A 21712-nucleotide genomic window follows, 5' to 3' on the forward strand; every position below is an offset into this window, starting at 1 on the left:
AGATCCCCGTTGATTTAAGCTAGATTAACTATAATAAATTAGGAATACAGTAATGAAAAAAATCCATCGCTTATTTATGGTGTTATTAATGCCACTTTTAGCCTTATCAATAACGGCTAACGCTGCAAAATATACTGAAGGAGATCAATATACTAAAGTAAGCGAAACGGCTTCAACTAATGTAGAAGTGCGCGAATACTTTTCTGTTTATTGTGGTCACTGTTTTCAGTTTGAACCCATTATGCATGACATTAAAAAACAGTTACCTGATAATGTAAAATTTGAACGTAATCACGTTGATTTTCTTGGTGGTGTATCACCAACAATTCAACAAATGATCACAAAAAGTATTGCGATTGCAGAGCAGTTAGAAAATAGTGACAAGTATATTGGCGCGATATTTAACTACATCCATGTTCAACGCGCTACTATTACAACTGAAAAAGATCTGCGTAATATTTTTGTTTTAAACGGTGCTGACGGTGAACAATTTGATAAGTTATCAAAAAGCTTTAGCGTAAACGCTCATGCTAAAGCCATGAAAAAACACCAAGATGTAATGTCACAAAAACGCGCATTAACTGGCGTACCAACGGTAATAGTAAATGGTAAATACCGTGTTAATTCAGGTGCTTTAGATAAAAGTAACCCAAAAGAAGATTATAAAAACTTAATTAATTATCTACTAACAATTAAGTAATATAATAAAAAGAATAACGAGTTATCATAATGTTACTCGTTATTCTTCTTTTGCTAGAACTAAAAAACGCCAAACTAAGTATTAGTCACAGCAGCCTAAGCTGATTTATCATTGATACTAATCAGATAAACTACCCAATACATTTTTCTTCGCTTCAGTAAACTCTTCTTGCGTTAAAAAACCTTGTTTTCTTAACTCTACTAGCTTCTCTAGTGCGTTCACTAATACGCTATCTACAACCCTGTCTTGTTGGGGGGTATCAGTGGCTCTCTTGTCGTTATCTAACACCGAAGGCTTATATGTGCTCTCTACATTATCCGTAGGCACTTCTGGTACAGATCTCGTTTGATAAGTAGATAAGCGATTTGATGCTGCTTGCTCATGTAATGAAGCGAGATGAGATTTTTTTTCAACAGTACTCTTTATTTGTTTGGTCGATACAGGCGATTTTTGCTTTCGTATACCTGTATCGTCAGGATTCAGTGATAATGCAATTAACCAACACCAATCAATTAAATCTTCAATAACAGCTGAATATGTCTTTTTGGTAACCCGAGCGCTACCTTTGCGCATATATAAACAAACAGTATAGTTTTTCCCCTGAGTATCCGTAAATAACAAATTGATTTGCCTGATTTTGTCATCCACCATTTTATCTGTTTTTTCTTTATTCAATGCAATACGCAAATTTTGCTCTTTAGCATCATTAAAACCACTATCATTTTCTCGACTAACACGGGTAATTGTCTCGCCATTTAATTTTATTTCCAAATTATTGATATCATTTATATTAATAATAGTATCTACTGTCTTTTGATGTCGATGATACAAGCCTATTTGCTGTTTCGATTCACTTAACTCTAACTGCGCAAATTGTTTTCTAACTATTGCTTTTGCTGATATATTATTACGCTTAAACCAGTAAAAACTACTTCCGATAATAATCAATAGTATTAATAATAGAATATATAAGTGATAACTTGCTTCGCTTTCAGCTGCTATCGAAACAACCTCCTGCTCTAGAGGTAGCTTTGGTTGAACCATAGCTTTAAATACTTGAAAGATACTGCCTAAGGTTTTATCTATAATCAGTACTTCACCATCTCTATTATTAATCACCGCAATATCACTATCGTACGGTAATTGTTCAGCAGAAAATTGCCATGTTTGTTTTGCTTTATTTTCTCCCTTGTCACTTTTGTTAACAGGTGATGCTAACTTTAAAGATTCTATCAGCCAGTTTTTATTTTTCTCTCTCGTTAGTATTAATACATTATTACGTAATGAAGGTAGCTCTGCTCCCCTATATATCATTACACCTTCAACTATATTATCTCCCTGATAAACAATTTTTGTGACATTATTTTCTCGTAAATTATGATTAATACTAATTAAAGATAATACCGACTTATTGTTATGCAGCTGGGAAAGTAGCATATCCTCCCTCCCTTTATCAGGCCAAGTAAAGTGCTTTATATCTTGCTCATTGAATATATAAATTTCGTCTGCAATTTCATTTTCTGCTAGATAAGGGTTGTTCCTTGGTACAGTAAAGCTTCGTAAACCAAACTTTGCTGGGTTTATACGTAAAATAGCCCCTGAATAAAGCGGTTTTTGCCATTTAGACTGACCATTTAACGCAATATAAAGTAAACCAAAGCCATCATTCCATGATTTAGCATAAGGATTAAATGTCATTTGTTTAATCATTAGGCTTTCATCTGGCACTGCTATTCGTAACACTTCTCGCTTAGTCTTCACATTTACTTGTTGATATTTGCTAGAGTGAAATTGCCATTCTGTAATTACGGCATCAAAGGTAAGCGCTAAACTGTTATCACGCTCTTGTATGCGTTTAGTTGCTATGTTTTTATCTAACGGTTCAATATGAGCAGTATAAAAGGTGCCGTAACCTAATTGATCTCGCAAAGCAAAATTAGGGTGCAAGGCCATAGCTGTTAACTTAATTGATGAAGCATTGGCATTATTATCTTGTAAACTTAATACTTGGCGTAATTCAGCCATCTCATCAACAAAGAACATTTGCCCTGTTTTACTAATGATAAAATATTGATTTGTGTTAGTTGGGTGTGCTGTTAACTGTGCCCATTGAACTGCTTCATTTGGGTTAGACTCTAATTGCATTACCGCTTTGAATTGATAATTATTGGTCGTCGCATAGGCATGAACCGATAACAAGCTTAAATTGATAATCAATATAGCGACATACACCCTATGCCAAATTAAATTACAGAAATCATAAATACTATGCATAATTGTTCACTTTATTTTAATATTGTAAGGGTTTTCTGCTTAAATCCTATAATATAAGCGGCTTGCTAGTATGTAGGTAGAGCGAGTATTAGTTAAAATAATACGAATTCAGGCAACATAAATTAAGACAGTAAATGGACTGTTTTAGCTTCTATAAATTGTTTTTTATCCGCCGTCGCTAAATAACTCAATTTACCTTCTACCATAACACTATCATTAACTTTAGCATTATCAACCAAATACTGTGCTTGTTTACCCCACACATGTAACTCTAGGACGACCTGATGACTTAACCAGCATTGCTTATCCACAGAATAATCCTGTTGATTTATTATTATAGTCACTTGCGCTAAGTTTTTATTATTTTGTGTAGTTATCAATTTAGGAGTAGAGCTAAGTTGAGCACTACATAAAATTTGATTAATTGTTTGAGTATAGCCTTTATTAAACTTTTGGATAAAATTTGCATGAACAATAGATAAAGCAGTATTTTTTGTATCGCCACTGGGCTTTATATGGCTTAAGTAGCCGTGAACTAAAAGAATGTCACCCTTTTTAGCCGTTAATAAAGTTTGCTCAACCAAGTCACCTTCAACTCTAACGCTATGGTAACTAGTCCATTCTTTAAATTGATTTGTTTTTTTATCTAACCATTTTGAGCTTGTAGCAAGCGTAATTTCAGTGATTGCAGAGACAGGGTTCGCTCGATAACGAATATCAGGATCGGCAACTAAATTGCCTAGTAGGGTAACAGCACATAACTGTTGGTTTACTGTAGGTGATTTTATTTTATGCATAACAAATAGCTCTTATAGCCTTTTCGGGGAAGTGTTATTTTCAATAATTTTGTACGTTACGCTGCCCTACAAATAATAAAAGTTGATAATCATATTTCAACAGAATACCAAAATAATAACAATTATATTAATCAAATCAACCACAAACTTCACTGTACAATAATAACCAGGCGTTACCCATACTATTGAGTATTAGGTATTTGAGTTTTTTTCATGGTGCGGTAAGCATCAATACTATAAAGCGCTAAAGCTAGCCAAATAAAAATAAACGTCGCAAACTCTGCTAATTGCATTGATTCTTTATAATAAAAAGTAGCAAGTAAAAACATAATACTTGGACCTATATATTGAAAAAATCCCAAACTTGATAATGTTAAGCGTTTCGCTGCAGCGGTAAAGCACAATAAAGGCGCAGTCGTAACAATACCCGCCATTATTAGGGTAAAGTTTAATGAAGCGCTATTTGAGGTTAAATCGGCTGTTGAGCTGTCAATAAAATAGAGCCAATAAAGTATCGCAATAGGCAACATCAATAAAGACTCAATAAGCAAGCCGACAAAAGAATCAACGTGCATTTTTTTTCTGAGTACCCCATAAATAGCAAAAGTACTTGCCAACACTAAAGAAACCAAAGGAAGTGAACCAACTGTAAAAAGCTGTACAAACACTCCAAATCCAGCCAGAACGACGGCAATTTTCTGATTACGTCGTAAACGCTCATTAAAAAAGATCATACCTAGAGCAACATTAAATAATGGGTTAATGAAATAACCTAGGCTGGCATCAAGTAAATGATTGTTATTGATAGCCCATATAAATATCAACCAGTTAACCGCTAATACCGCTGCTGATAAACTCAGTTTGGCTATAACTTTAGGCTGTTTACATAGTTGCATTAGTACTAACCGTTTTTTGCTTAGTAATACTAATAACAATAAAAAGACACTTGACCAAACAACACGGTGCATTAAAATTTCGCCCGCCCCAATATCAATTAGCAACTTAAAATATATTGGTGCAAGCCCCCACATAAAATAAGCTGCTAGTGCATTAGTGACGCCACTGCCTGTTGATGATTTTTGTTGTGAAAGTGCCATAGAGTTCTTTTGTGATAATAACTAGCTAGAACAGTATCATAGCACAACATCGAAGATTTCAGTGTTAGGTAATTATATTTACATTCCTAACATTTATATTTTTTGTGGTACTAGCCAACAATATAAGTACCTGTACCAAACGCTATATGTTCGCCAAGTTCATTGTGCATTTCCATACGCGCTACAGCAACTTTACTGCCGCTTCGTATAATATGTGCAGTTACAATAAACTCTTCACCTCGCCCTGGTCGTAAATAATCTGTACGTAAATCTATTGTACTAATTTTTTTTAAACTTTGCTCAATAGTAATAGGGGTAATTTCAGGAAGTTGTTCGATGATATTAGCAACCACAACGGCTCCTCCGGCAAGATCAAGTGCAGACGCCGTTACACCGCCATGAAGGATTTTTTGTATTGGATTACCAATCAGTTTATCACTCCAAGGGAAGCGTACTTCAGATTTTTGTGCATTAAAACGGGTAATTTCCAGACCTAATAATTGATTAAATGGCATATTACCATTCCAAAAAGTAGTCACTTGTTGATACATTTCTTCTTGATTCATTCAAATACACCTTAGCGTTCATTCAAACACATGCTGGTCTGACTTGTTTGAATTAGATTAGCATCATTTTTACAAAATTGGAAAATAATGATGTCACGCCCCCTTCTCTCAGGTAAAATAAGCATTACTATAAATCATTAAAGACTATCTGTTGAATACTGTTACCCTGCCTGCTGCCGCTGAATCTGATCAACAAAAATTATTGCTTGATACCTTAAAGCACTATTTTGGTTACGACAGCTTTCGCTCAGGCCAAGTAGAAATAATCAACAACCTTATGCAAGGACGAGACTCTTTAGTTTTGATGCCTACTGGTGGTGGTAAATCGTTATGCTACCAACTACCTGCTGTGTTACTTCCCGGTGTGACCATTGTAGTGTCTCCATTAATATCATTAATGAAAGACCAGGTAGATAACCTTACACATCAAGGAATTTCCGCAGCTTTTATTAATTCATCCTTAGATCAAAGTACAATTAATGATATTTTTTCAAAACTATCACAAGGTAAAATCAAACTACTTTATGTTGCGCCTGAACGATTAACTAGTCGCTATTTTTTACAAGGGTTAAGTGAATTACCACTGAGTATGTTTGCTATAGATGAAGCACATTGTATTTCTCAATGGGGCCATGATTTTCGCCCAGCTTACACGCAATTACACGCATTAAAACAACACTTTCCTTATGTACCTGTCATGGCATTAACTGCTACGGCAGATGTTACTACACGTAAAGATATACTCACCCAGCTATCATTAAATAACCCATACATTCACTTAGACAGTTTTGATAGGCCTAATATTCGCTTCACGTTAGCACCAAAATATGACGGTGAAAAACAAGTATTAGGTTATGTAAAAAAGCAAGGTGATGATTCTGGTATTATTTATTGTAATAGCCGTTGGCAAGTAGAGAAGCTATCAAAATATTTAGCTGCTTGTGGCATTAATTGCGCGGCATATCATGCGGGATTAGAAAGTGACATTAGAGCACTTGTGCAAGAAGGCTTTACTAAAGACAACATTCAAATAGTCATTGCGACCGTTGCTTTTGGTTTAGGGATTAATAAACCGAATGTGCGCTATGTTATTCATTTTGAACCCCCACGTACATTAGAATCATACTATCAAGAAATAGGCCGAGCAGGTCGCGATGGTTTGCCAGCAGAAGCATTATTTTTAGTAGCTGATAAAGATATTAGTCGTATTAAAAAACGTATTAGTGAAGGTGATAATTCTCAACGCGTTAATGTTGAAATGCAACGTTTTGGAGCAATGAATGCCTTTATTGAAGCACAAACCTGCCGTAGACAAGTGGTATTAAACTATTTTGCAGAATACACACAACAAGGCTGTGGTAATTGTGATATTTGCTTAGACCCACCTAGCCAATTCGATGCAACCGAAGCCTCTCAAAAAGTATTATCTTGTGTTTTTCGTATCAAACAGCAAGGTGATATCAACCATGTGGTGGATGTGCTACGCGGTGAAAAGAAGAGTAAAGTATTACACCAAGAGCACGATAAAGTATCAACATTTGGTATTGGTAGTGGTAAGTCACCTGGCTATTGGTTTGCAATTATTGGCCAGTTAATTCACTTAGGTTATCTACAACAAGATATAGAGCAACAATCAGCCCTTTGCTTAACAGAAGCATCAAGAAGCGTACTGAAAGCAACAGAGCCATTAATGCTTGCGAGCCCACGTTTACAAAAAGCCAGTTACTGGCAAAGTAAAAATCAAACTCAGTCTTATGATAAAGCTTTATTCCGTAAGTTGCGTGAACTTAGAAAAAGTATTGCCGACAGTGAAAATATTGCACCTTTTATTGTATTTAATGATGCTACATTGTCGGAGTTAGCCAGAGTTAAACCAATAAACACTACTCAAATGCTAACCATTAGTGGTATTGGTGATGTCAAATTATCACGATACGGTAAAGCCTTTATTGAGCTAATCAAAGAAAACACCTAAGCTGCTCGCCCATTAAAAATAACTTCAACTCGCTTTAATTAAGCTTGAACAGTCTCTATCGTTATATTTTATAGTTACATATTTTAAGATAAAAAAGCGCTCAAAAGCGCTTTTTTATAAACTAAGGACAGTAGAAACTAATAAATATATTCTACTTCAAGCTAGCATAATAAGCTGCTAAATCAGCTATATCTTCATCACTTAACGCAGCAGCCATACCTTTCATGGTAGGCTCATCACGTTTGCCCGATTTAAAATCTGTTAGCTGTTTTGCAAGATAAGCTTCTTTTTGTCCAGCAAGGTTAGGATAAATAGGAATAGCCGAAACACCTTCAGCACCATGACATGCCGCGCACACCATTGATTTACCTTTACCAGCAGCCGCATCACCAGCAAAAACAGGAGATGCCATCAATACAGTCGTAGAAAGCGCGAGGATAAGTTTTTTCATAGTAATACTCTCTCTTTAAATATTAAATTTATATTCTGAATTTAGTATAAATAAAATAAGTGATTCTGTCGTTGTTTTTTTGGTTTAATCATATAATCAATATAACGAATTGACGTATATATACACGGTATTATGATACGTTAATCAAACCCAACAACCTAAATGAATTAAATTTATTTCACTAAATGAGAACTCAATGCTACCGATTAAAATACAATCAATTGACTTGATTGATGATCAAATAAGTGTTCTATTTGAAAATACTTGGTTTCAAGAAGATATTCTTGCGCTTAGTCAATTATTATTAAATAAAATACCAAATCATTCTATAAAAGAAACTACCATAGGCGCAGATAGGGAGGATATTCGGTTTTTATGGGCAAATGCTGAACTTATGCTAAATTTTGATTATTATAGCCAATCTTGCTGGTTTAGCGCCCAAGATGAAATAAGTACTACACAAATTCAACCTTTATATGGTGTGCTCACAAATCATGTTTGACCATATATTAATTAGCCGTTGCTTTTTAGGTGATAAGGTTCGCTATAATAGTGAAACAATACAATTAAAGCATCCACTGCTAACCTTATGGCACAAACAAAACCGTCTGATTGCCATATGTCCTGAAGTTTCTGGCGGCTTACCGGTCCCTAGAGAGCCAGCAGAGCAACAACCCGATAGCGATAAAGTCATTACAGTTTCGGGAATTGATGTTACTGAAGCCTTTAATTTTGGTGCAAAACAAGCATTAACATTATGCCGTAAGCACAAGATTCGATTTGCCATTATGAAAGAATCAAGCCCGTCTTGTGGCAGTACACTTATTTATGACGGTTCATTTTCAAATCAAAAAGTACCTGGTCAAGGCGTAACGACTAAAATACTAACTCAGGAAGGTATTCAGGTTTTCTCTGAAAATAATCTGCAAGATTTGTCTGTGTTATTAGATAAATAACTGTTATCTAGCAATTAAATTGAGGAAGGATACTTTTACGACTTCTACTAATAAAATGATTTAAAGATTCCTGATGTCTCATTTCACTAATACCACATGAAATGCTCATTTTTGGTAACCTAATGCCCGACTGCACACTGATAAAACGTAATTTATCAACACCTTGCTTTATTTTTTCCGCTATTTCACTGGCGATACCAGCGTCAATATCAGGCATTAGCACAATAAACTCGTCACTGGCAGAGCGAACAGGTAAACCACTAACATCAACATAGCTAGCTATTTTTTTCGCCATTTTTGATAAAATAACATCGCCAATTAAAGGACCAAATCGCTCATTAAACATTTTAAAATGATCAACACTGATTACAATAGCGGCAATACTTTTATTGCCATCTTCACTTAACCAAGTATCAACATGCTCGACCATAGCTTTTGTATTATATAAACCAGTCACAGGATCTAGATATATTTCTTTACGTACTTCCTCAAGCTCAGCTTCTAACTCTTGTGTTTTTAATTTAGATATTTCTACTTGTTCTACTAATCTTTGTTGTTGGCTTTTAAAAGTCATTGATGCTTGGTGAAGTTTAGCAATTGCTAACCTCACACCATTTTTATTATTCGACATTAAAGCTGGAATACAATCATCGAGTTGGTCGATAAAACTTTGCGAGCCAGAGATAGATTGCTCATAACTTGAGTTAATTTGACTAAAGAGATGTGATAAATCTGAAACAATTTCATTACGAAACTTACTTTGCTCAAGAAAGTAATCTTTATACAGTTGTTCCATAAAAAAATTATCTAGCACTTTGCCAGATAAACGCAAGTGTTTAATATTAGCAATCAATAGCGGGTTATTGTTTTTGCAATACTCGTAACTAACAGCATAATTGATAGGGTTCACAGGTAAATCCCACTGGTTCAGTTGAGTAACTGCCTGCGACATAGTTTTATTTGCTTGCATTATAGAATCTTGATATTTCAACGGTTTACCTCTATGAAACTAATCATTTAAGCCTAGCGCATTTGTTATACCCACTAACCGAACAAATTGCTCATTAAACAAAATGTTATTCAATTAAGGTAAAACTGATTCTGTAGTATTTACGATAAAATATCTACTAAATTTATTATTAATTTCAGTTACAATGCTAAGACATTACACTGTGTTTTTTAATTAAGTTGATCATAATGAGAAATCTCTTAACCTTACTTTTTGTACTTTTATTACTAAGCTGTAGCCAAACAACACCAGTTCAAAATGAAGTAGAAATCACGACTAGCGATCAACAATTACTGCAGCTAATACAAACGTATCAACAGTTTTACCAAAAAAATAGCCCTTTTAACAAACCTCCGGCAGATAGAAATAACGCAAGGTTACCAAACTTGTCACCCGAATTTTTAGCGCAAGAAAATATAAAGCGTCAAAATATATACAATAACTTAATGAGTATTGATGTAAATGAACTTAGTTTAGACAATCAGATTAACCATGCTGTTTTATCTTACACGCTGAAAAACAAACTCGATAGTTACATTAATAAAGAACATTATATGCCACTTACAGCCGAGTCTGGGTTTCATGTGTGGATTGCTAATATTAGCCAACAAGTTAACCTTAAAAGCGAGCAAGACTATCAAGATTATTTATCAAAGTTGCGTGCTATTCCACACTACTTTGAGCAACAAATTTTCTGGATGAATTTGGGGATAGATGAAAAAATTACTCAACCTAAAATTGTCTTAAAAGGCTTTGAGCAATCTATTTTAGCATTTATAAAAGAAGATGTTACCGACAGCAGCTATTATACACCTTTTAAAAAGATGTCAGTATTTGTTGCACCTGCCATTCAACATAGCATTCAAAATGAAGCTAAAGAAATTCTAATTGAACAAGTAATGCCTGCTTATCAGCAATACTATGACTTTATGGTCAATCGATATCAACCCAATGCTAGAGATAACATTGCCGCGACTTCATTGCCAAATGGTAAAAATTATTATCAAAACCGTGTTGAACACTACACCACACTAGCAATAACTGCAGAGCAGGTTCATCAAAAAGGTTTAGCTGAAGTTAAACGTATACGAACTGAGATGGATGGCATAATAACAAGGATTGGTTTTAATGGAGACTTTAAAGCTTTTATTGACTTTTTACGCACCGATGAACAATTCTACGCTAAGACCCCGCGAGACTTATTAAAAGAGGCTTCGTACATTGCCAAAAAAATGGATGCAAAATTGCCCTCACTATTTACAAGGTTACCAAGAACGCCTTATGGCGTAATTGAAGTCCCTAAAAATATTGCACCAAAGTACACTACCGGCCGCTATTCTGGTCCCTCTCGCGATGATCAAGCTGGTAATTACTGGGTAAATACTTATCGATTAGATCGACGCCCATTATATGCTTTACCAGCGTTAACCTTACATGAAGCTGTGCCTGGGCATCATCTACAAGGCTCTATTGCCAAAGAAATGCAAAATGTTCCACAGTTTAGAAATCGCACCTATATCTCTGCTTTTGGTGAAGGGTGGGGCTTATATTCAGAGTTCCTTGGCATAGAAGCGGGAATATATGAAACCCCTTATCAAGATTTTGGACGCTTAACCTACGAAATGTGGCGAGCTTGTCGTCTTGTGGTTGATACCGGTATACATACTAAAGGTTGGACTAGACAACAGGCGATAGATTACCTTGCAAATAACACCGCCCTCTCATTACATAATGTGCAAACTGAAATAGATCGCTATATCTCATGGCCTGGACAGGCCTTATCTTACAAAATTGGTGAATTAACAATAAAACGTTTACGTCATAGTGCAGAACAAATTTTAGGAGAAAAATTTGATCTACGTGATTTTCATGATCAAATTTTGAAAAATGGCTCTATGCCATTAAGCATGTTAGAAAAAGTTATTGATAGGTATATAATCGAGCAAAAAAATAGCTAAAAATAGCTAAAAATAGCTAAAAATAGCTAAAAATAGCTAAAAATAGCTTGCAGGATGGTCAACAAAGAAGCCACGCAAAGTAAACCGAGAAATAACAGTAGGCTGTGTAAAATAGAAGAGCCCCCACTACATCTAAATTTGGCAGTCCCGCTGTCATAGGTTTCCCATTAGACCGGTTACTTTGCGTCTCTAGCTTTCGCTAGATTTGCCTTTGTCGAGCTTTAGAAGCTCAATTTCATTATAAGCACTGTTTGTTGTTTGTAAACAAAAAACAGACAAAGCAGGACTAATCACGTTAAAATAACAACTACTTTTTTGCTAACACAGTGTTTTTATTCATGTTAATAATTAAAATAAAAGTTATGTTAAAAGCACTTATACCATTATTTTTTCTATTAACGCTGAATTTCAATGCGTTATCTGCTGATAATACATTGTCAGCCAAAGAGCAAATGATTAGTCAAGTAGCGCTGCTTTTCCAACAAGATGCTGAAAAACTCAATTACAATGAAGTTATAAAGTTAAGTAATGAAATCATACTCAATAGAAAACAGTACCCCAAAGTAACCATTGCTAAAACTTATTTATTACTTGCCAATGTAGCCAGTAATGAAGGTGATCTAGAAAGCGCTTATCAGTTCGCCCGAGATGGCATAGCAAGCACTAAAGACAGCAAAATAACACTACTCTTACAAATAAAGTTAGCCAGTATTCTTTTAGATAAAAAAAATTATAAACAATTGCTTATAGAGTCTAAGCACGCGGTATATTTATCACAACAAACAAAAGATATTAAATGCTTATTACTTGCCTTAAGTTATCGCAGCGCTGCTTTTTCCTTATCAAATAAATTTGAAAAAGCGCTAGCGGATCTAGGAAAAGTTGAATATATCTTCGAAAAAAATCCAAGTCTTTCGAAAAATATAACACTATTAACGACTTTGGCTAATGCAAACTTTCATTTAGGAGACTCCCATAAAGCACTCACAATATACCTAAATATTCTAAAGCTGCGTTTTAGCTTAAATAACTTAGAGAATATCGAACAAACTTATTATCATTTAGGGAATGCTTATTATCGCTTAAATCAATTTAACGATGCTTATAATGCCTATTGGGAAGCAGAAAAGCATGCCAAGAAAAAGTCAGCAAATGTTTATGAAGCTTATGCTAGTCAAGGGTTAGGTTTAACCTTATTGCAACAAAAGTATTATGCTAAATCCAAAGTTGAAACGCTTAAAGCCAAAAAGCTATTTTATAAATATAACTTGCCTAAGCCTTATTTAGAAACAATCACTTCATTAGTAATACTTAATAACTTAACAGGTAAAAAACAAACCACCAGCGACTTATTACTAGCCGCAGAGCAAATGTTAATAAATATTGAACTAACCGATGGTTTCAATATTTTATATTCACTGCTAGCTGATTTTTATCATAATAACCAAGATATGGAAAAAGCTTATTATTGGCAAGAAAGATATAGTAAAGCCTTAAAAAAGCAAGTTATACCGGAAAATCATCACCTATTGAATCAACAAATAACCTACAATGATAATGAACAAGAAAATGATACTGCTAATAAAAAAATACAACAACAAGCAGAAGACCTCTCGGATGAAAGTGAACTATCGCCTCCTTCTCTTTTTAATTATATTCAACAACATATACTTATTTTTGCATTATCCAGTACAATTTTATTATTGCTTTGCCTCATACTATCTTTGTGGTTAAAAAACCGCTCAATACATAGAATAAAAGATGATGAAACCATAGAGAAATCAAACGAGAGAATTACAAAACCGAGACACACAAAGCATATCTACCAAAAAAGTTTCAATATGGCGAGGAAGTATGCCTACCCGCTAACTTTAGGTTATATTGCTATTAGTAATTGGCAAGAGCTAACACGTCGATTTAATAAAAAAATAGTAACTGAAGTGAACAATGAAATAGCGAGCGTTATCATTAAACATATTAATGAATTTGAAAATGCGGGATTAATTCAAGAAGGGGAATACCTATTAATTTTCCCTCACCAAAATAAAGACGAAGTAAGAATAGTGATCGAAAAAATAGTGTCAGCGTTAAAATTACGCTTCTTTGCTAATTTAGGCGATTTTTCCGTTACAATAGTCTACTCTTTCGACAGCCCAAATTTTCAAGATATTGATCCTTATGTATTTCTCTCGCAACTAAGTGATCCAACAAAAATGCTTTAAACGCAAACTTAATACCCTTAACGTATATAAAATAGAAATTATAATAGCGTTAATTATATTTCTCGCTTCTAACCATTATATTGGGTGACGAATCAATCTCACCTTCAGCTGAAATTGTTGCAGCACTATCATTACAAAGCATTATCGCAACATTTCCATTTTTTCGATGACGAATATAAGCTAGCTCATATCCAAGCTGGGTTAAACTATTTGCCGAAAACTTTTGAGCGAGTGAAAGCTGCTCCCATAAAGTATTTTCTGGCACACCATTGTGTACTCGCCGCTCTAATAAAATCTCTCTTTGTTCAACAACGCGCATATAAGTCTCAATATCAGAATTAAACAGCATTACTAAGACAAAAAATATCTTAATTTTTTTTATAGATCAATACTTATACAAGAGAAGAAACTGTTATTATAGTTAAAAAGCATCATTAGACTGAGTTTACGGTGATAATACCGAATAAACTCAACAAACTATAAACATATTGGGTATTAGACATGAGTTCTGTTTTAAAAGAATTACTAGCTTTACTAAAATTAGAAGTCATTGAGAAAGGAATATATCGAGGTCAAAGCCAAGATTTAGGCTTCAAGGCCTTATTTGGTGGTCAAGTAATGGGACAAGCATTATCAGCTGCCCAAGCAACCATCGATGAAGATCGTTTTATACATTCACTCCATTCTTATTTTTTACTTGCCGGTGACGCTTCAAAGCCCGTTGTTTATGAAGTAGAAGATATTCGTAACGGGAATAGTTTCAGCACTCGTCGAGTAAAAGCAATACAAAATGGTAAAGCTATCTTTTACATGACTGCTTCTTTTCAAAAATTTGAAGAAGGCTTTGAACATCAAGATATTATGCCAACAGTACCAGGCCCAGAAGGTATACCGTCTTATCGTGATTTTATTACTAAATACCAAGATGCTTTACCAAAAGAGGTACGTGATAAGTTTTTAGCTGAAAAACCAATAGAAATTCGACCAGTTCAACAATACAACTGGCTTAAACCTGAAAAAACCGATTCGAAATGTCAAACATGGTTAAAAACAAATGGTAGTTTACCTGATGATTTACGTGACCATAGCAGCATGCTTGCTTATGCGTCAGATTTTCAATTCTTACCTGCGTCTTTATTACCACATGGAGCGAGTCATTTTAGCCCTAACTTCCAAATAGCTACCGTCGACCATGCTATGTGGTTTCACCGCCCATTCCGTTTCGATGACTGGCTACTTTATTGTATAGACAGTCCTTCTGCTAGTAATGGACGCGGTTTAGTTCGTGGACAAATATATAACCGTAAAGGCGAGCTTGTAGCTTCAACAATGCAAGAAGGTGTTATTAGACAAAGATAAGATGGTTAGGTGTAGGAGGAAATAATGTCCAATACGTTGTACTAGGGCACTTATGTCGACAAAAATTAGTAGATAGTAATCCTACATAACTGCTTTTTTATTTAATGTAAAATTAATAAAAAATGCTCAAGTTTTTATTAATTTTACCGATAAATACATTAAACTACTATTCATTATAAATGGAATTAACTATGAAAATAACTCACGATATTTTAACCGATACGGTAACAAAACAACTTAAAAATAATGTAGAAGCGACTAAAGTAGAGCCTACTATCGTAGGTGAATTTTCTGATAGCGAGTTAATTACAGATATTAATAAACAACAAACACTTGCTCGTGATATTTATCATGACAGTGAGCATATCCCTTCGGACCAAAACACTTACGATAAGCCTCTGAGTATCTCAGCACATAAATCTGAATCTGCACTTATAGATAAAATGACGAATACAATAACTTTTGGCGAATTACCAATGAAGCTTGCTCAAATAAGACCTGAATACGAAAGTTTTATGCATGATTTAGAATTATCATCTCCATCGTTAGCGCAAAAAAGTTGGGGATTTTCTATTGATAATAATGATAAATTAGTTGTTTCAGGTAATATTACTGAAGATGAAAAAAGTTATCTTGAGGGCAAATTAAATGCTAACGAAACTATAGTCGCGTTAGCGAAAGAGTTACCTGACATTCTAATAAAAGGTCAAGAGTATGACCGTGGATATGATGGAAAAGGAAGATATTGGGGAAAATATGATGTTACCCAAGAAAACTTTAAAGACATTGTTGATGTAAAAGCACTTCTAGATAGCTCATATGGGCTAATGGCAAAAGCATTTGATAATGGCTTCGATACATTTTCATATCAAGATGAACTTCGCAGCCAGTTAGCAAGCAAAGCAGACGCTAAATACGCTTATTAAATTAGGCTAATAACGTAAAATAGCTCTGGCCGCTATTCATAGTCAAATCACTTACATTGACACACTTGATCTCCATAATAATTATTTGAATAATTACAGTCAACTCGTGCATTTTTACGAGCATTAGTGCCTAATATAGCTTTTAAATTGTGAATAATATTTTTCATAATAGTTACCTCTTGTTTGTGTGATAACTATAATGACCAAACACTTTGATTTAGTAAATACGAATAAATAGAGGACTATGTTCTATTTATTCGATTATATTCTTGAAATCAACTATTCTTAGCCGAGACCTTCTTTGTTAACTGCGCCTTAAAGATATCTTTTAGTAGCGTTATTTCATCTGTTCTTACATAGTTAGGTCGAATGATTAATGATATTTTACGGTGTGGACCAGGCTCGTTTAAATGAATAGCACGTAGCTCAGATTCACTATAAATTAACTGATCAAGCGCCATCTGTGGCACGAGTGTTGTTCCAAGCTTACCCGCAACCATTTGAATAAGGGTATGCAAACTCGCTGAGTCGAAATCTGATTCTTGTTTGTTATTTTGTAAACTACAGGCGGCCAAGGCATGATCTTTTAAACAATGCCCTTCCTTTAACAACATTAATTTTTCAGCACTTAATTGTTCACTGGTAATTTCTTTCATTTGACTTGGGCATTCATCCTTATGACTCACCCAATAGAAATCTTCTTGCCAAAATTCAAACTGCATCAAGCCATCAATAGCATAAGGTAGCGCTAATATAGCAGCATCAATATCACCGCTTCGTACCATATCAACTAACACATGCGACTGTTCTTCGATGATTTTTAATTTAAAGTCTGGATATTGCTTACGTAAATCAGGTAAAACTTTAGGTAATAAATAAGGACCAATAGTCGGAATTACACCAATAGTCATCCCATTAGAAAATGGCTGAAGGTTCGCATTGGCAATTTGTAAAAGTTCATCCACTTCCAGCTTAACTTGCTTAGCCTTCGCTAAAATCAACCGTCCTTTATTTGTCACTAACACTTGCTTGTTATTACGCTCAAAAAGAGTAACCCCTAATTGCTTTTCAAGTTCATTAATTGCGGTACTTAATGCTGACTGTGATACATTGCAAGCTTCGGCCGCTTTTTTAAAATGTAATGTTTTTTCAACCGCTAATGCATAATGTAATTGTTTTAATGAAATCATTCGTCTCTATAATCAGTTTTATTGAACGTCAACGACATTCTAATTAATAATTCAATATATTGTTACGTTAATATAAGTGAAATAGTAACTACCCCTAAAATAACAGGGGTTAGTTATTATTAAATAAGCCTTAGCAGCAAGCTAATACTTATAAGCCTAACGCTGTTTTAATACCATTGCCATAATCTACATCGGCTGCACTACAGTGCTTAATATGACGTAATTTGATCTCATCCGGTACATCGGCCATCGAAGCAGCCGTGTTACTAAATAAAACTTGTTGTTGCTCAGGGCTCATTAAACGGAATAAATCACCTGCTTGTGAGAAGTAATCTTCATCTTCTCTATGATCCCAATGAGCTGCTGCCCCTTCAATGGCTAAAGGTGGTTCTGAAAAATCAGGTTGTTCAGCCCACTCGCCTTGATTATTCGGCTCGTAACCAATTGTAGCGCCATGATTACCATCAGTACGCATTTGCCCGTCTCTATGATAACTATGCACAGGACAGCGCGCGGCATTAACCGGAATATGATTATGGTTAACACCTAAGCGATATCGTTGTGCATCACCGTAGGAAAACAATCTTCCTTGCAACATTTTATCAGGAGAAAAGCTAATACCCGGTACAATATTTCCAGGGTTAAATGCCGCTTGTTCAACTTCAGCAAAGTAGTTTTCTGGATTTGCATTTAGCTCCATCACACCCACTTCAATCAGTGGGTAATCGCCGTGCGGCCAAACTTTGGTTAAATCAAAAGGATTATAAGGCACTGTCGCTGCATCAGCTTCAGGCATAATTTGCACTTTCAATGTCCATTTAGGGAAGTCTTTATTTTCTATGGCGTCAAAAAGGTCTTTTTGATGGCTTTCTCTGTCTTTACCTACGATCACTTCCGCTTCTGCATCCGTTAAGTTTTTAATGCCTTGCTGTGTTTCTAAATGAAATTTAACCCAATAACGTTCGTTATCGGCATTAATAAAACTAAACGTATGGCTACCAAAACCGTGCATATGTCTATAGCTTGCAGGAAGGCCACGATCACTCATAACTATTGTAACTTGATGCAATGCTTCGGGTAATGAAGTCCAAAAGTCCCAGTTATTAGTGGCACTACGCATATTAGTTTTAGGATCACGCTTAACTGCATGGTTTAAATCAGGGAATTTAAGCGGATCACGCAAAAAGAACACTGGCGTGTTGTTACCAACAAGATCCCAGTTACCTTCTTCGGTATAAAATTTAACAGCAAAACCACGAATATCTCGCTCTGCGTCAGCTGCACCACGTTCACCTGCAACTGTACTAAAGCGAGTAAACAAGGTGGTTTCTTTACCTATTTCAGAGAATATTTTTGCGCGCGTATATTTAGTAATATCATGCGTTACCGTAAATTTACCAAATGCTGCAGAACCTTTAGCATGCATACGTCTTTCTGGGATAACTTCACGGTCGAAATGTGCTAGCTTTTCTAAAAACCACACATCTTGCAAAAGTTGTGGCCCTTTTGGCCCGGCAGTCATTACATTTTGGTTATGCGCCACAGGGCAACCAGCGGCTGTTGTTAGTTTCTTATTCGTCATCATTTTATTCCTATTCGTTATTATTGACTGAATGTCTTATTTATCGATTAAATTTTATTACCTATATAAACCTAGTCTATTTTAGTAAAAGAGCCATCAATTTATATTCTGTTTTTTAGAACATAAAAATCAATTTAATCAAATTTACCAATCATAAGATTAAATCTACTATACACACATCGAAAGCAGACAGGCTTTCAGAAGCAAAACTTTCATTAACGTTTTATTAAATAATTAATACGACAATTAAATAAACATTTAAATACATAAAGAGGAATACATCATGGCTCAAATAGGCAAAGCAATCCCAGAATTTACAGCACAAGCATTTCACAACGGCGAGTTTGTTGAAGTAACAACTGACAGCGTCAAAGGTAAATGGTCTATCTTCTTATTTTACCCAGCAGACTTTACGTTTGTATGTCCTACTGAATTAGAAGACATGGCAAACCAATATGAAGAGTTACAAAAATTAGGTGTTGAAGTATACGCTGTATCAACTGACACACATTTCTCTCATAAAGCTTGGCACGACTCGTCTGACGCAATTGGCAAAATTCAATTCCCAATGCTAGGCGACCAAACAGGTAACATTACTCGTGGTTTTGACGTGATGATTGAAGAAGACCATATGGCACATCGTGGTACTTTCTTAGCTGACCCTGATGGCATTATTCAAGTAGCACACATTCATGCAGGTGGTATTGGTCGTAGCGCTAAAGACATGGTACGTAATGTTAAAGCAGCACAATATGTACGCGAAAACGATGGTGAAGTATGTCCAGCAGCTTGGGAGCAAGGCGAAGCAACCTTAACACCAAGCCTAGATTTAGTAGGCAAAATTTAAACTCTATCAACTAAAGAAATCTTCCAACTATTGGCGGAAATGGCTAAAAAATATTCCGCCTTTTTTCACCAGATTAAATAAGGTAATACTATGTTAAGCACAGATATTTTAAACGCATTAAAAACATACACTCAAAATATGACTAACAAGGTGGCACTAGTTCTACAAACTGGTGAACATGCTAAACGTCCAGAATTAGTCGAATTTTTAACACAATTATGCTCAGTATCAGATAATTTAAGTTTGATTGAGCGTGATGATAACTTACGCAGCCCTATCACATTTTACTTAGCAGTAGACGATAGTAATAATGGTATTCATTTTTCAGGCATACCAAGTGGTCATGAATTTAATTCATTAATTTTAGCTATTTTACAATCGTCAGGTACAGCCCTTAAACTTGATAACACCTTAAGTAATATGGTGAGTAAAATTAAGGGAGATTTACACTTTGAAGTATTTATTTCTTTAAGCTGTCATAACTGTCCTGATGTGGTGCAATCACTAAATCAGTTTGCTTTGCTAAATGATGATATTAGCTCAGAAATGATTGATGGAGGCTTATTCCAAGAACTTATTGATGAACGTAATATTCAAGGTGTACCTAGCGTTTACTTAAATGGTGAATTATTTGCCAACGGCAAAATAGATACAGCACAATTAGTCGATAAATTAATTGAACGTTTCCCTTACATTGTTAATGCCGATGATGCTGAACAATTGCCTCTACAAGATGTAACCGTTATTGGTGGTGGTCCTGCTGGTGTTGCCGCCGCAATTTATGCAGCACGTAAAGGGTTAAACGTTACTATGATTGCTGACAGAATTGGTGGTCAAGTAAAAGATACGGTAGGTATAGAAAACTTAATTTCAGTACCTAAAACAACAGGTACTGAGCTAACCGGTAATATGCAGGCACATTTAAGTGATTACGATGTCACTATCAAAGAGTTTTTACGTGTAGATACCATTGAAAAAGGTGATATCAAGACCAAATCAGCGCATAAATTACACCTATCTAGTGGTGAAGTAATTGAAACGAAAACTATTATTGTTGCTACCGGTGCAAAATGGCGTGAACTTGGCGTACCAGGTGAGAAAGAAAATGTTGGTTCAGGTGTTGCTTACTGCCCACATTGTGATGGTCCATTTTTCAAAGGTAAAGATGTTGCAGTAGTCGGTGGTGGTAACTCAGGTATCGAAGCAGCACTTGATTTAGCAGGTATGGTTAATCATGTTACGGTATTTGAATTTTTACCTGAATTAAAAGCCGATAAAGTCTTAGTAGAAAAAGCTGAAGCACACAGTAAAATTACTATCATTAAAAATGCTGCCACCAAAGAAGTGATAGCAGAAGACGGTAAAGTGGTTGCTCTTGCTTATGAAGATAGATTAACCGGTGATATTAAACAACAGCCGCTGGCCGGTATTTTTGTACAAATTGGTTTATTACCTAATAGTGCTTTTCTAGATGGTGTTGTTGACCGTACTCAGTATGGTGAAGTAATTATAGACGAAAGATGTCAAACGTCTACACCGGGTATATTTGCGGCTGGCGATGTAACCACAGTGCCTTATAAGCAAATTGTTATTGCGATGGGCGAAGGAGCTAAAGCGTCATTATCAGCCTTTGATTACATGATTAGAGAAAGCTAATACAAGTAATTACCTGTTCAATAAAGAGTAAATTATTAACGTAAATAGGTGAATTATTAAATTCACCTATTTTTTTGTCTGTAGATAATTGATTAATGCTTTTACTAACAAACTAACTTTATTACTTTCCCCTTGCGTAGTATTAAC

Annotated in this window: 19 protein-coding genes and 1 riboswitch; of the genes, 10 read left to right on the forward strand and 9 right to left on the reverse strand. The window is 35.1% G+C overall.

Translation table 11 applies throughout. The features are described 5' to 3' along the window. Window positions 1-52: 52 nt before the first annotated feature. Window positions 53-700 (forward strand): thiol:disulfide interchange protein DsbA/DsbL, encoded by a 648-nt coding sequence (locus Q4496_RS01690; RefSeq protein ID WP_303601224.1) that lies wholly within the window; start codon window positions 53-55, stop codon window positions 698-700. Between the two features lie 117 nt (window positions 701-817). On the opposite strand, the gene Q4496_RS01695 is transcribed toward Q4496_RS01690, so the two are convergent. The 4 genes from Q4496_RS01695 to Q4496_RS01710 all read right to left on the reverse strand — a co-directional run bounded on the left by Q4496_RS01695 (window position 818) and on the right by Q4496_RS01710 (window position 5434). Next, window positions 818-2974 carry an SHOCT domain-containing protein gene (locus Q4496_RS01695; RefSeq protein WP_303609829.1) on the reverse strand — a complete coding sequence of 719 codons (2157 nt, stop codon included), beginning with the start codon at window positions 2972-2974 and terminating at the stop codon, window positions 818-820. A 122-nt stretch (window positions 2975-3096) separates the two neighbouring features. Beyond that, on the reverse strand, window positions 3097-3771 hold the full coding sequence (locus tag Q4496_RS01700) for a single-stranded DNA-binding protein (protein ID WP_215971888.1): 675 nt from the start codon (window positions 3769-3771) through the stop codon (window positions 3097-3099). Window positions 3772-3953: 182 nt separating this feature from the next. Beyond that, entirely contained in the window at window positions 3954-4868 is a 915-nt protein-coding gene (gene rarD / locus Q4496_RS01705) for an EamA family transporter RarD (protein WP_215971887.1), read from the reverse strand. Window positions 4869-4978: 110 nt separating this feature from the next. Next, the gene (locus Q4496_RS01710; protein ID WP_215971886.1) at window positions 4979-5434 is read right to left on the reverse strand and encodes a thioesterase family protein; all 456 of its coding nucleotides are present in this window, start codon (window positions 5432-5434) and stop codon (window positions 4979-4981) included. 166 nt (window positions 5435-5600) lie between these two features. Here Q4496_RS01710 and recQ point away from each other — a divergent pair, with 166 nt between their 5' ends. Next, window positions 5601-7409: a DNA helicase RecQ gene (gene recQ / locus Q4496_RS01715; RefSeq protein ID WP_303609912.1), complete on the forward strand. Its 1809-nt coding sequence runs from the start codon at window positions 5601-5603 to the stop codon at window positions 7407-7409. A gap of 151 nt (window positions 7410-7560) precedes the next feature. Here the strand turns inward: recQ and Q4496_RS01720 are convergent, their stop codons facing one another. Then, window positions 7561-7860 (reverse strand): cytochrome c, encoded by a 300-nt coding sequence (locus Q4496_RS01720; protein ID WP_215971885.1) that lies wholly within the window; start codon window positions 7858-7860, stop codon window positions 7561-7563. A 196-nt stretch (window positions 7861-8056) separates the two neighbouring features. Here Q4496_RS01720 and Q4496_RS01725 point away from each other — a divergent pair, with 196 nt between their 5' ends. Both Q4496_RS01725 and Q4496_RS01730 read left to right on the forward strand, forming a co-directional pair. Then, entirely contained in the window at window positions 8057-8362 is a 306-nt protein-coding gene (locus tag Q4496_RS01725) for a DUF3630 family protein (protein ID WP_215971884.1), read from the forward strand. Next, window positions 8355-8816, forward strand: a complete 462-nt coding sequence (locus Q4496_RS01730) for a DUF523 domain-containing protein (RefSeq protein WP_215971883.1) — start codon at window positions 8355-8357, stop codon at window positions 8814-8816. The genes Q4496_RS01725 and Q4496_RS01730 overlap by 8 nt, the downstream gene beginning before the upstream one ends. A 7-nt stretch (window positions 8817-8823) precedes the next feature. Here Q4496_RS01730 and Q4496_RS01735 read toward each other — a convergent pair whose 3' ends face one another. Continuing rightward, a complete protein-coding gene (locus Q4496_RS01735; RefSeq protein WP_303609830.1) occupies window positions 8824-9786 on the reverse strand; it encodes a GGDEF domain-containing protein in 963 nt (320 codons plus the stop codon). 227 nt (window positions 9787-10013) lie between these two features. Between Q4496_RS01735 and Q4496_RS01740 the strand changes: the two genes are divergently transcribed. Further along, the gene (locus tag Q4496_RS01740) at window positions 10014-11783 is read left to right on the forward strand and encodes a DUF885 family protein (protein WP_303609831.1); all 1770 of its coding nucleotides are present in this window, start codon (window positions 10014-10016) and stop codon (window positions 11781-11783) included. A 137-nt stretch (window positions 11784-11920) separates the two neighbouring features. Then, window positions 11921-12003, reverse strand: a riboswitch (cyclic di-GMP riboswitch). A gap of 142 nt (window positions 12004-12145) precedes the next feature. After that, window positions 12146-14005 carry a tetratricopeptide repeat protein gene (locus tag Q4496_RS01745; RefSeq protein WP_303609832.1) on the forward strand — a complete coding sequence of 620 codons (1860 nt, stop codon included), beginning with the start codon at window positions 12146-12148 and terminating at the stop codon, window positions 14003-14005. Between the two features lie 49 nt (window positions 14006-14054). Here the strand turns inward: Q4496_RS01745 and Q4496_RS01750 are convergent, their stop codons facing one another. Next, entirely contained in the window at window positions 14055-14354 is a 300-nt protein-coding gene (locus tag Q4496_RS01750; protein ID WP_303609833.1) for a hypothetical protein, read from the reverse strand. A 152-nt stretch (window positions 14355-14506) separates the two neighbouring features. On the opposite strand from Q4496_RS01750, the gene tesB reads away from it, so the two are divergent. Further along, window positions 14507-15364 (forward strand): acyl-CoA thioesterase II, encoded by an 858-nt coding sequence (tesB, locus tag Q4496_RS01755; RefSeq protein ID WP_303609834.1) that lies wholly within the window; start codon window positions 14507-14509, stop codon window positions 15362-15364. A gap of 191 nt (window positions 15365-15555) precedes the next feature. Beyond that, the gene (locus tag Q4496_RS01760) at window positions 15556-16290 is read left to right on the forward strand and encodes a hypothetical protein (RefSeq protein WP_303609835.1); all 735 of its coding nucleotides are present in this window, start codon (window positions 15556-15558) and stop codon (window positions 16288-16290) included. Window positions 16291-16565: 275 nt separating this feature from the next. On the opposite strand, the gene Q4496_RS01765 is transcribed toward Q4496_RS01760, so the two are convergent. Then, window positions 16566-17480, reverse strand: coding sequence for a hydrogen peroxide-inducible genes activator (locus tag Q4496_RS01765; protein ID WP_303609836.1), 915 nt, complete (start codon window positions 17478-17480; stop codon window positions 16566-16568). Window positions 17481-17628: 148 nt separating this feature from the next. Next, a complete protein-coding gene (locus Q4496_RS01770; RefSeq protein WP_303609913.1) occupies window positions 17629-19062 on the reverse strand; it encodes a catalase in 1434 nt (477 codons plus the stop codon). Window positions 19063-19345: 283 nt separating this feature from the next. Here Q4496_RS01770 and ahpC point away from each other — a divergent pair, with 283 nt between their 5' ends. Both ahpC and ahpF read left to right on the forward strand, forming a co-directional pair. Then, window positions 19346-19909: an alkyl hydroperoxide reductase subunit C gene (gene ahpC / locus Q4496_RS01775; RefSeq protein WP_201294546.1), complete on the forward strand. Its 564-nt coding sequence runs from the start codon at window positions 19346-19348 to the stop codon at window positions 19907-19909. Window positions 19910-19999: 90 nt separating this feature from the next. Beyond that, a complete protein-coding gene (ahpF, locus tag Q4496_RS01780; RefSeq protein ID WP_215971238.1) occupies window positions 20000-21565 on the forward strand; it encodes an alkyl hydroperoxide reductase subunit F in 1566 nt (521 codons plus the stop codon). The last annotated feature ends 147 nt before the right edge of the window (window positions 21566-21712 follow it).

Origin of the sequence: Colwellia sp. 5_MG-2023, assembly GCF_030547795.1 — a bacterium.
In the GTDB taxonomy this organism is placed as follows: Bacteria; Pseudomonadota; Gammaproteobacteria; order Enterobacterales; family Alteromonadaceae; genus Colwellia.

What these genes read in the sequence shown, in the direction of transcription:
- Q4496_RS01690 (WP_303601224.1), top strand. Translation starts at nt 53, where the DNA reads ATGAAAAAAATCCATCGCTTATTTATGGTGTTATTAATGCCACTTTTA.
- Q4496_RS01695 (WP_303609829.1), bottom strand. Translation starts at nt 2,974, where the DNA reads ATGCATAGTATTTATGATTTCTGTAATTTAATTTGGCATAGGGTGTAT.
- Q4496_RS01700 (WP_215971888.1), bottom strand. Translation starts at nt 3,771, where the DNA reads ATGCATAAAATAAAATCACCTACAGTAAACCAACAGTTATGTGCTGTT.
- rarD (WP_215971887.1), bottom strand. Translation starts at nt 4,868, where the DNA reads ATGGCACTTTCACAACAAAAATCATCAACAGGCAGTGGCGTCACTAAT.
- Q4496_RS01710 (WP_215971886.1), bottom strand. Translation starts at nt 5,434, where the DNA reads ATGAATCAAGAAGAAATGTATCAACAAGTGACTACTTTTTGGAATGGT.
- Q4496_RS01720 (WP_215971885.1), bottom strand. Translation starts at nt 7,860, where the DNA reads ATGAAAAAACTTATCCTCGCGCTTTCTACGACTGTATTGATGGCATCT.
- Q4496_RS01725 (WP_215971884.1), top strand. Translation starts at nt 8,057, where the DNA reads ATGCTACCGATTAAAATACAATCAATTGACTTGATTGATGATCAAATA.
- Q4496_RS01730 (WP_215971883.1), top strand. Translation starts at nt 8,355, where the DNA reads ATGTTTGACCATATATTAATTAGCCGTTGCTTTTTAGGTGATAAGGTT.
- Q4496_RS01735 (WP_303609830.1), bottom strand. Translation starts at nt 9,786, where the DNA reads ATGCAAGCAAATAAAACTATGTCGCAGGCAGTTACTCAACTGAACCAG.
- Q4496_RS01740 (WP_303609831.1), top strand. Translation starts at nt 10,014, where the DNA reads ATGAGAAATCTCTTAACCTTACTTTTTGTACTTTTATTACTAAGCTGT.
- Q4496_RS01745 (WP_303609832.1), top strand. Translation starts at nt 12,146, where the DNA reads ATGTTAAAAGCACTTATACCATTATTTTTTCTATTAACGCTGAATTTC.
- Q4496_RS01750 (WP_303609833.1), bottom strand. Translation starts at nt 14,354, where the DNA reads ATGCTGTTTAATTCTGATATTGAGACTTATATGCGCGTTGTTGAACAA.
- tesB (WP_303609834.1), top strand. Translation starts at nt 14,507, where the DNA reads ATGAGTTCTGTTTTAAAAGAATTACTAGCTTTACTAAAATTAGAAGTC.
- Q4496_RS01760 (WP_303609835.1), top strand. Translation starts at nt 15,556, where the DNA reads ATGAAAATAACTCACGATATTTTAACCGATACGGTAACAAAACAACTT.
- Q4496_RS01765 (WP_303609836.1), bottom strand. Translation starts at nt 17,480, where the DNA reads ATGATTTCATTAAAACAATTACATTATGCATTAGCGGTTGAAAAAACA.
- Q4496_RS01770 (WP_303609913.1), bottom strand. Translation starts at nt 19,062, where the DNA reads ATGACGAATAAGAAACTAACAACAGCCGCTGGTTGCCCTGTGGCGCAT.
- ahpC (WP_201294546.1), top strand. Translation starts at nt 19,346, where the DNA reads ATGGCTCAAATAGGCAAAGCAATCCCAGAATTTACAGCACAAGCATTT.
- ahpF (WP_215971238.1), top strand. Translation starts at nt 20,000, where the DNA reads ATGTTAAGCACAGATATTTTAAACGCATTAAAAACATACACTCAAAAT.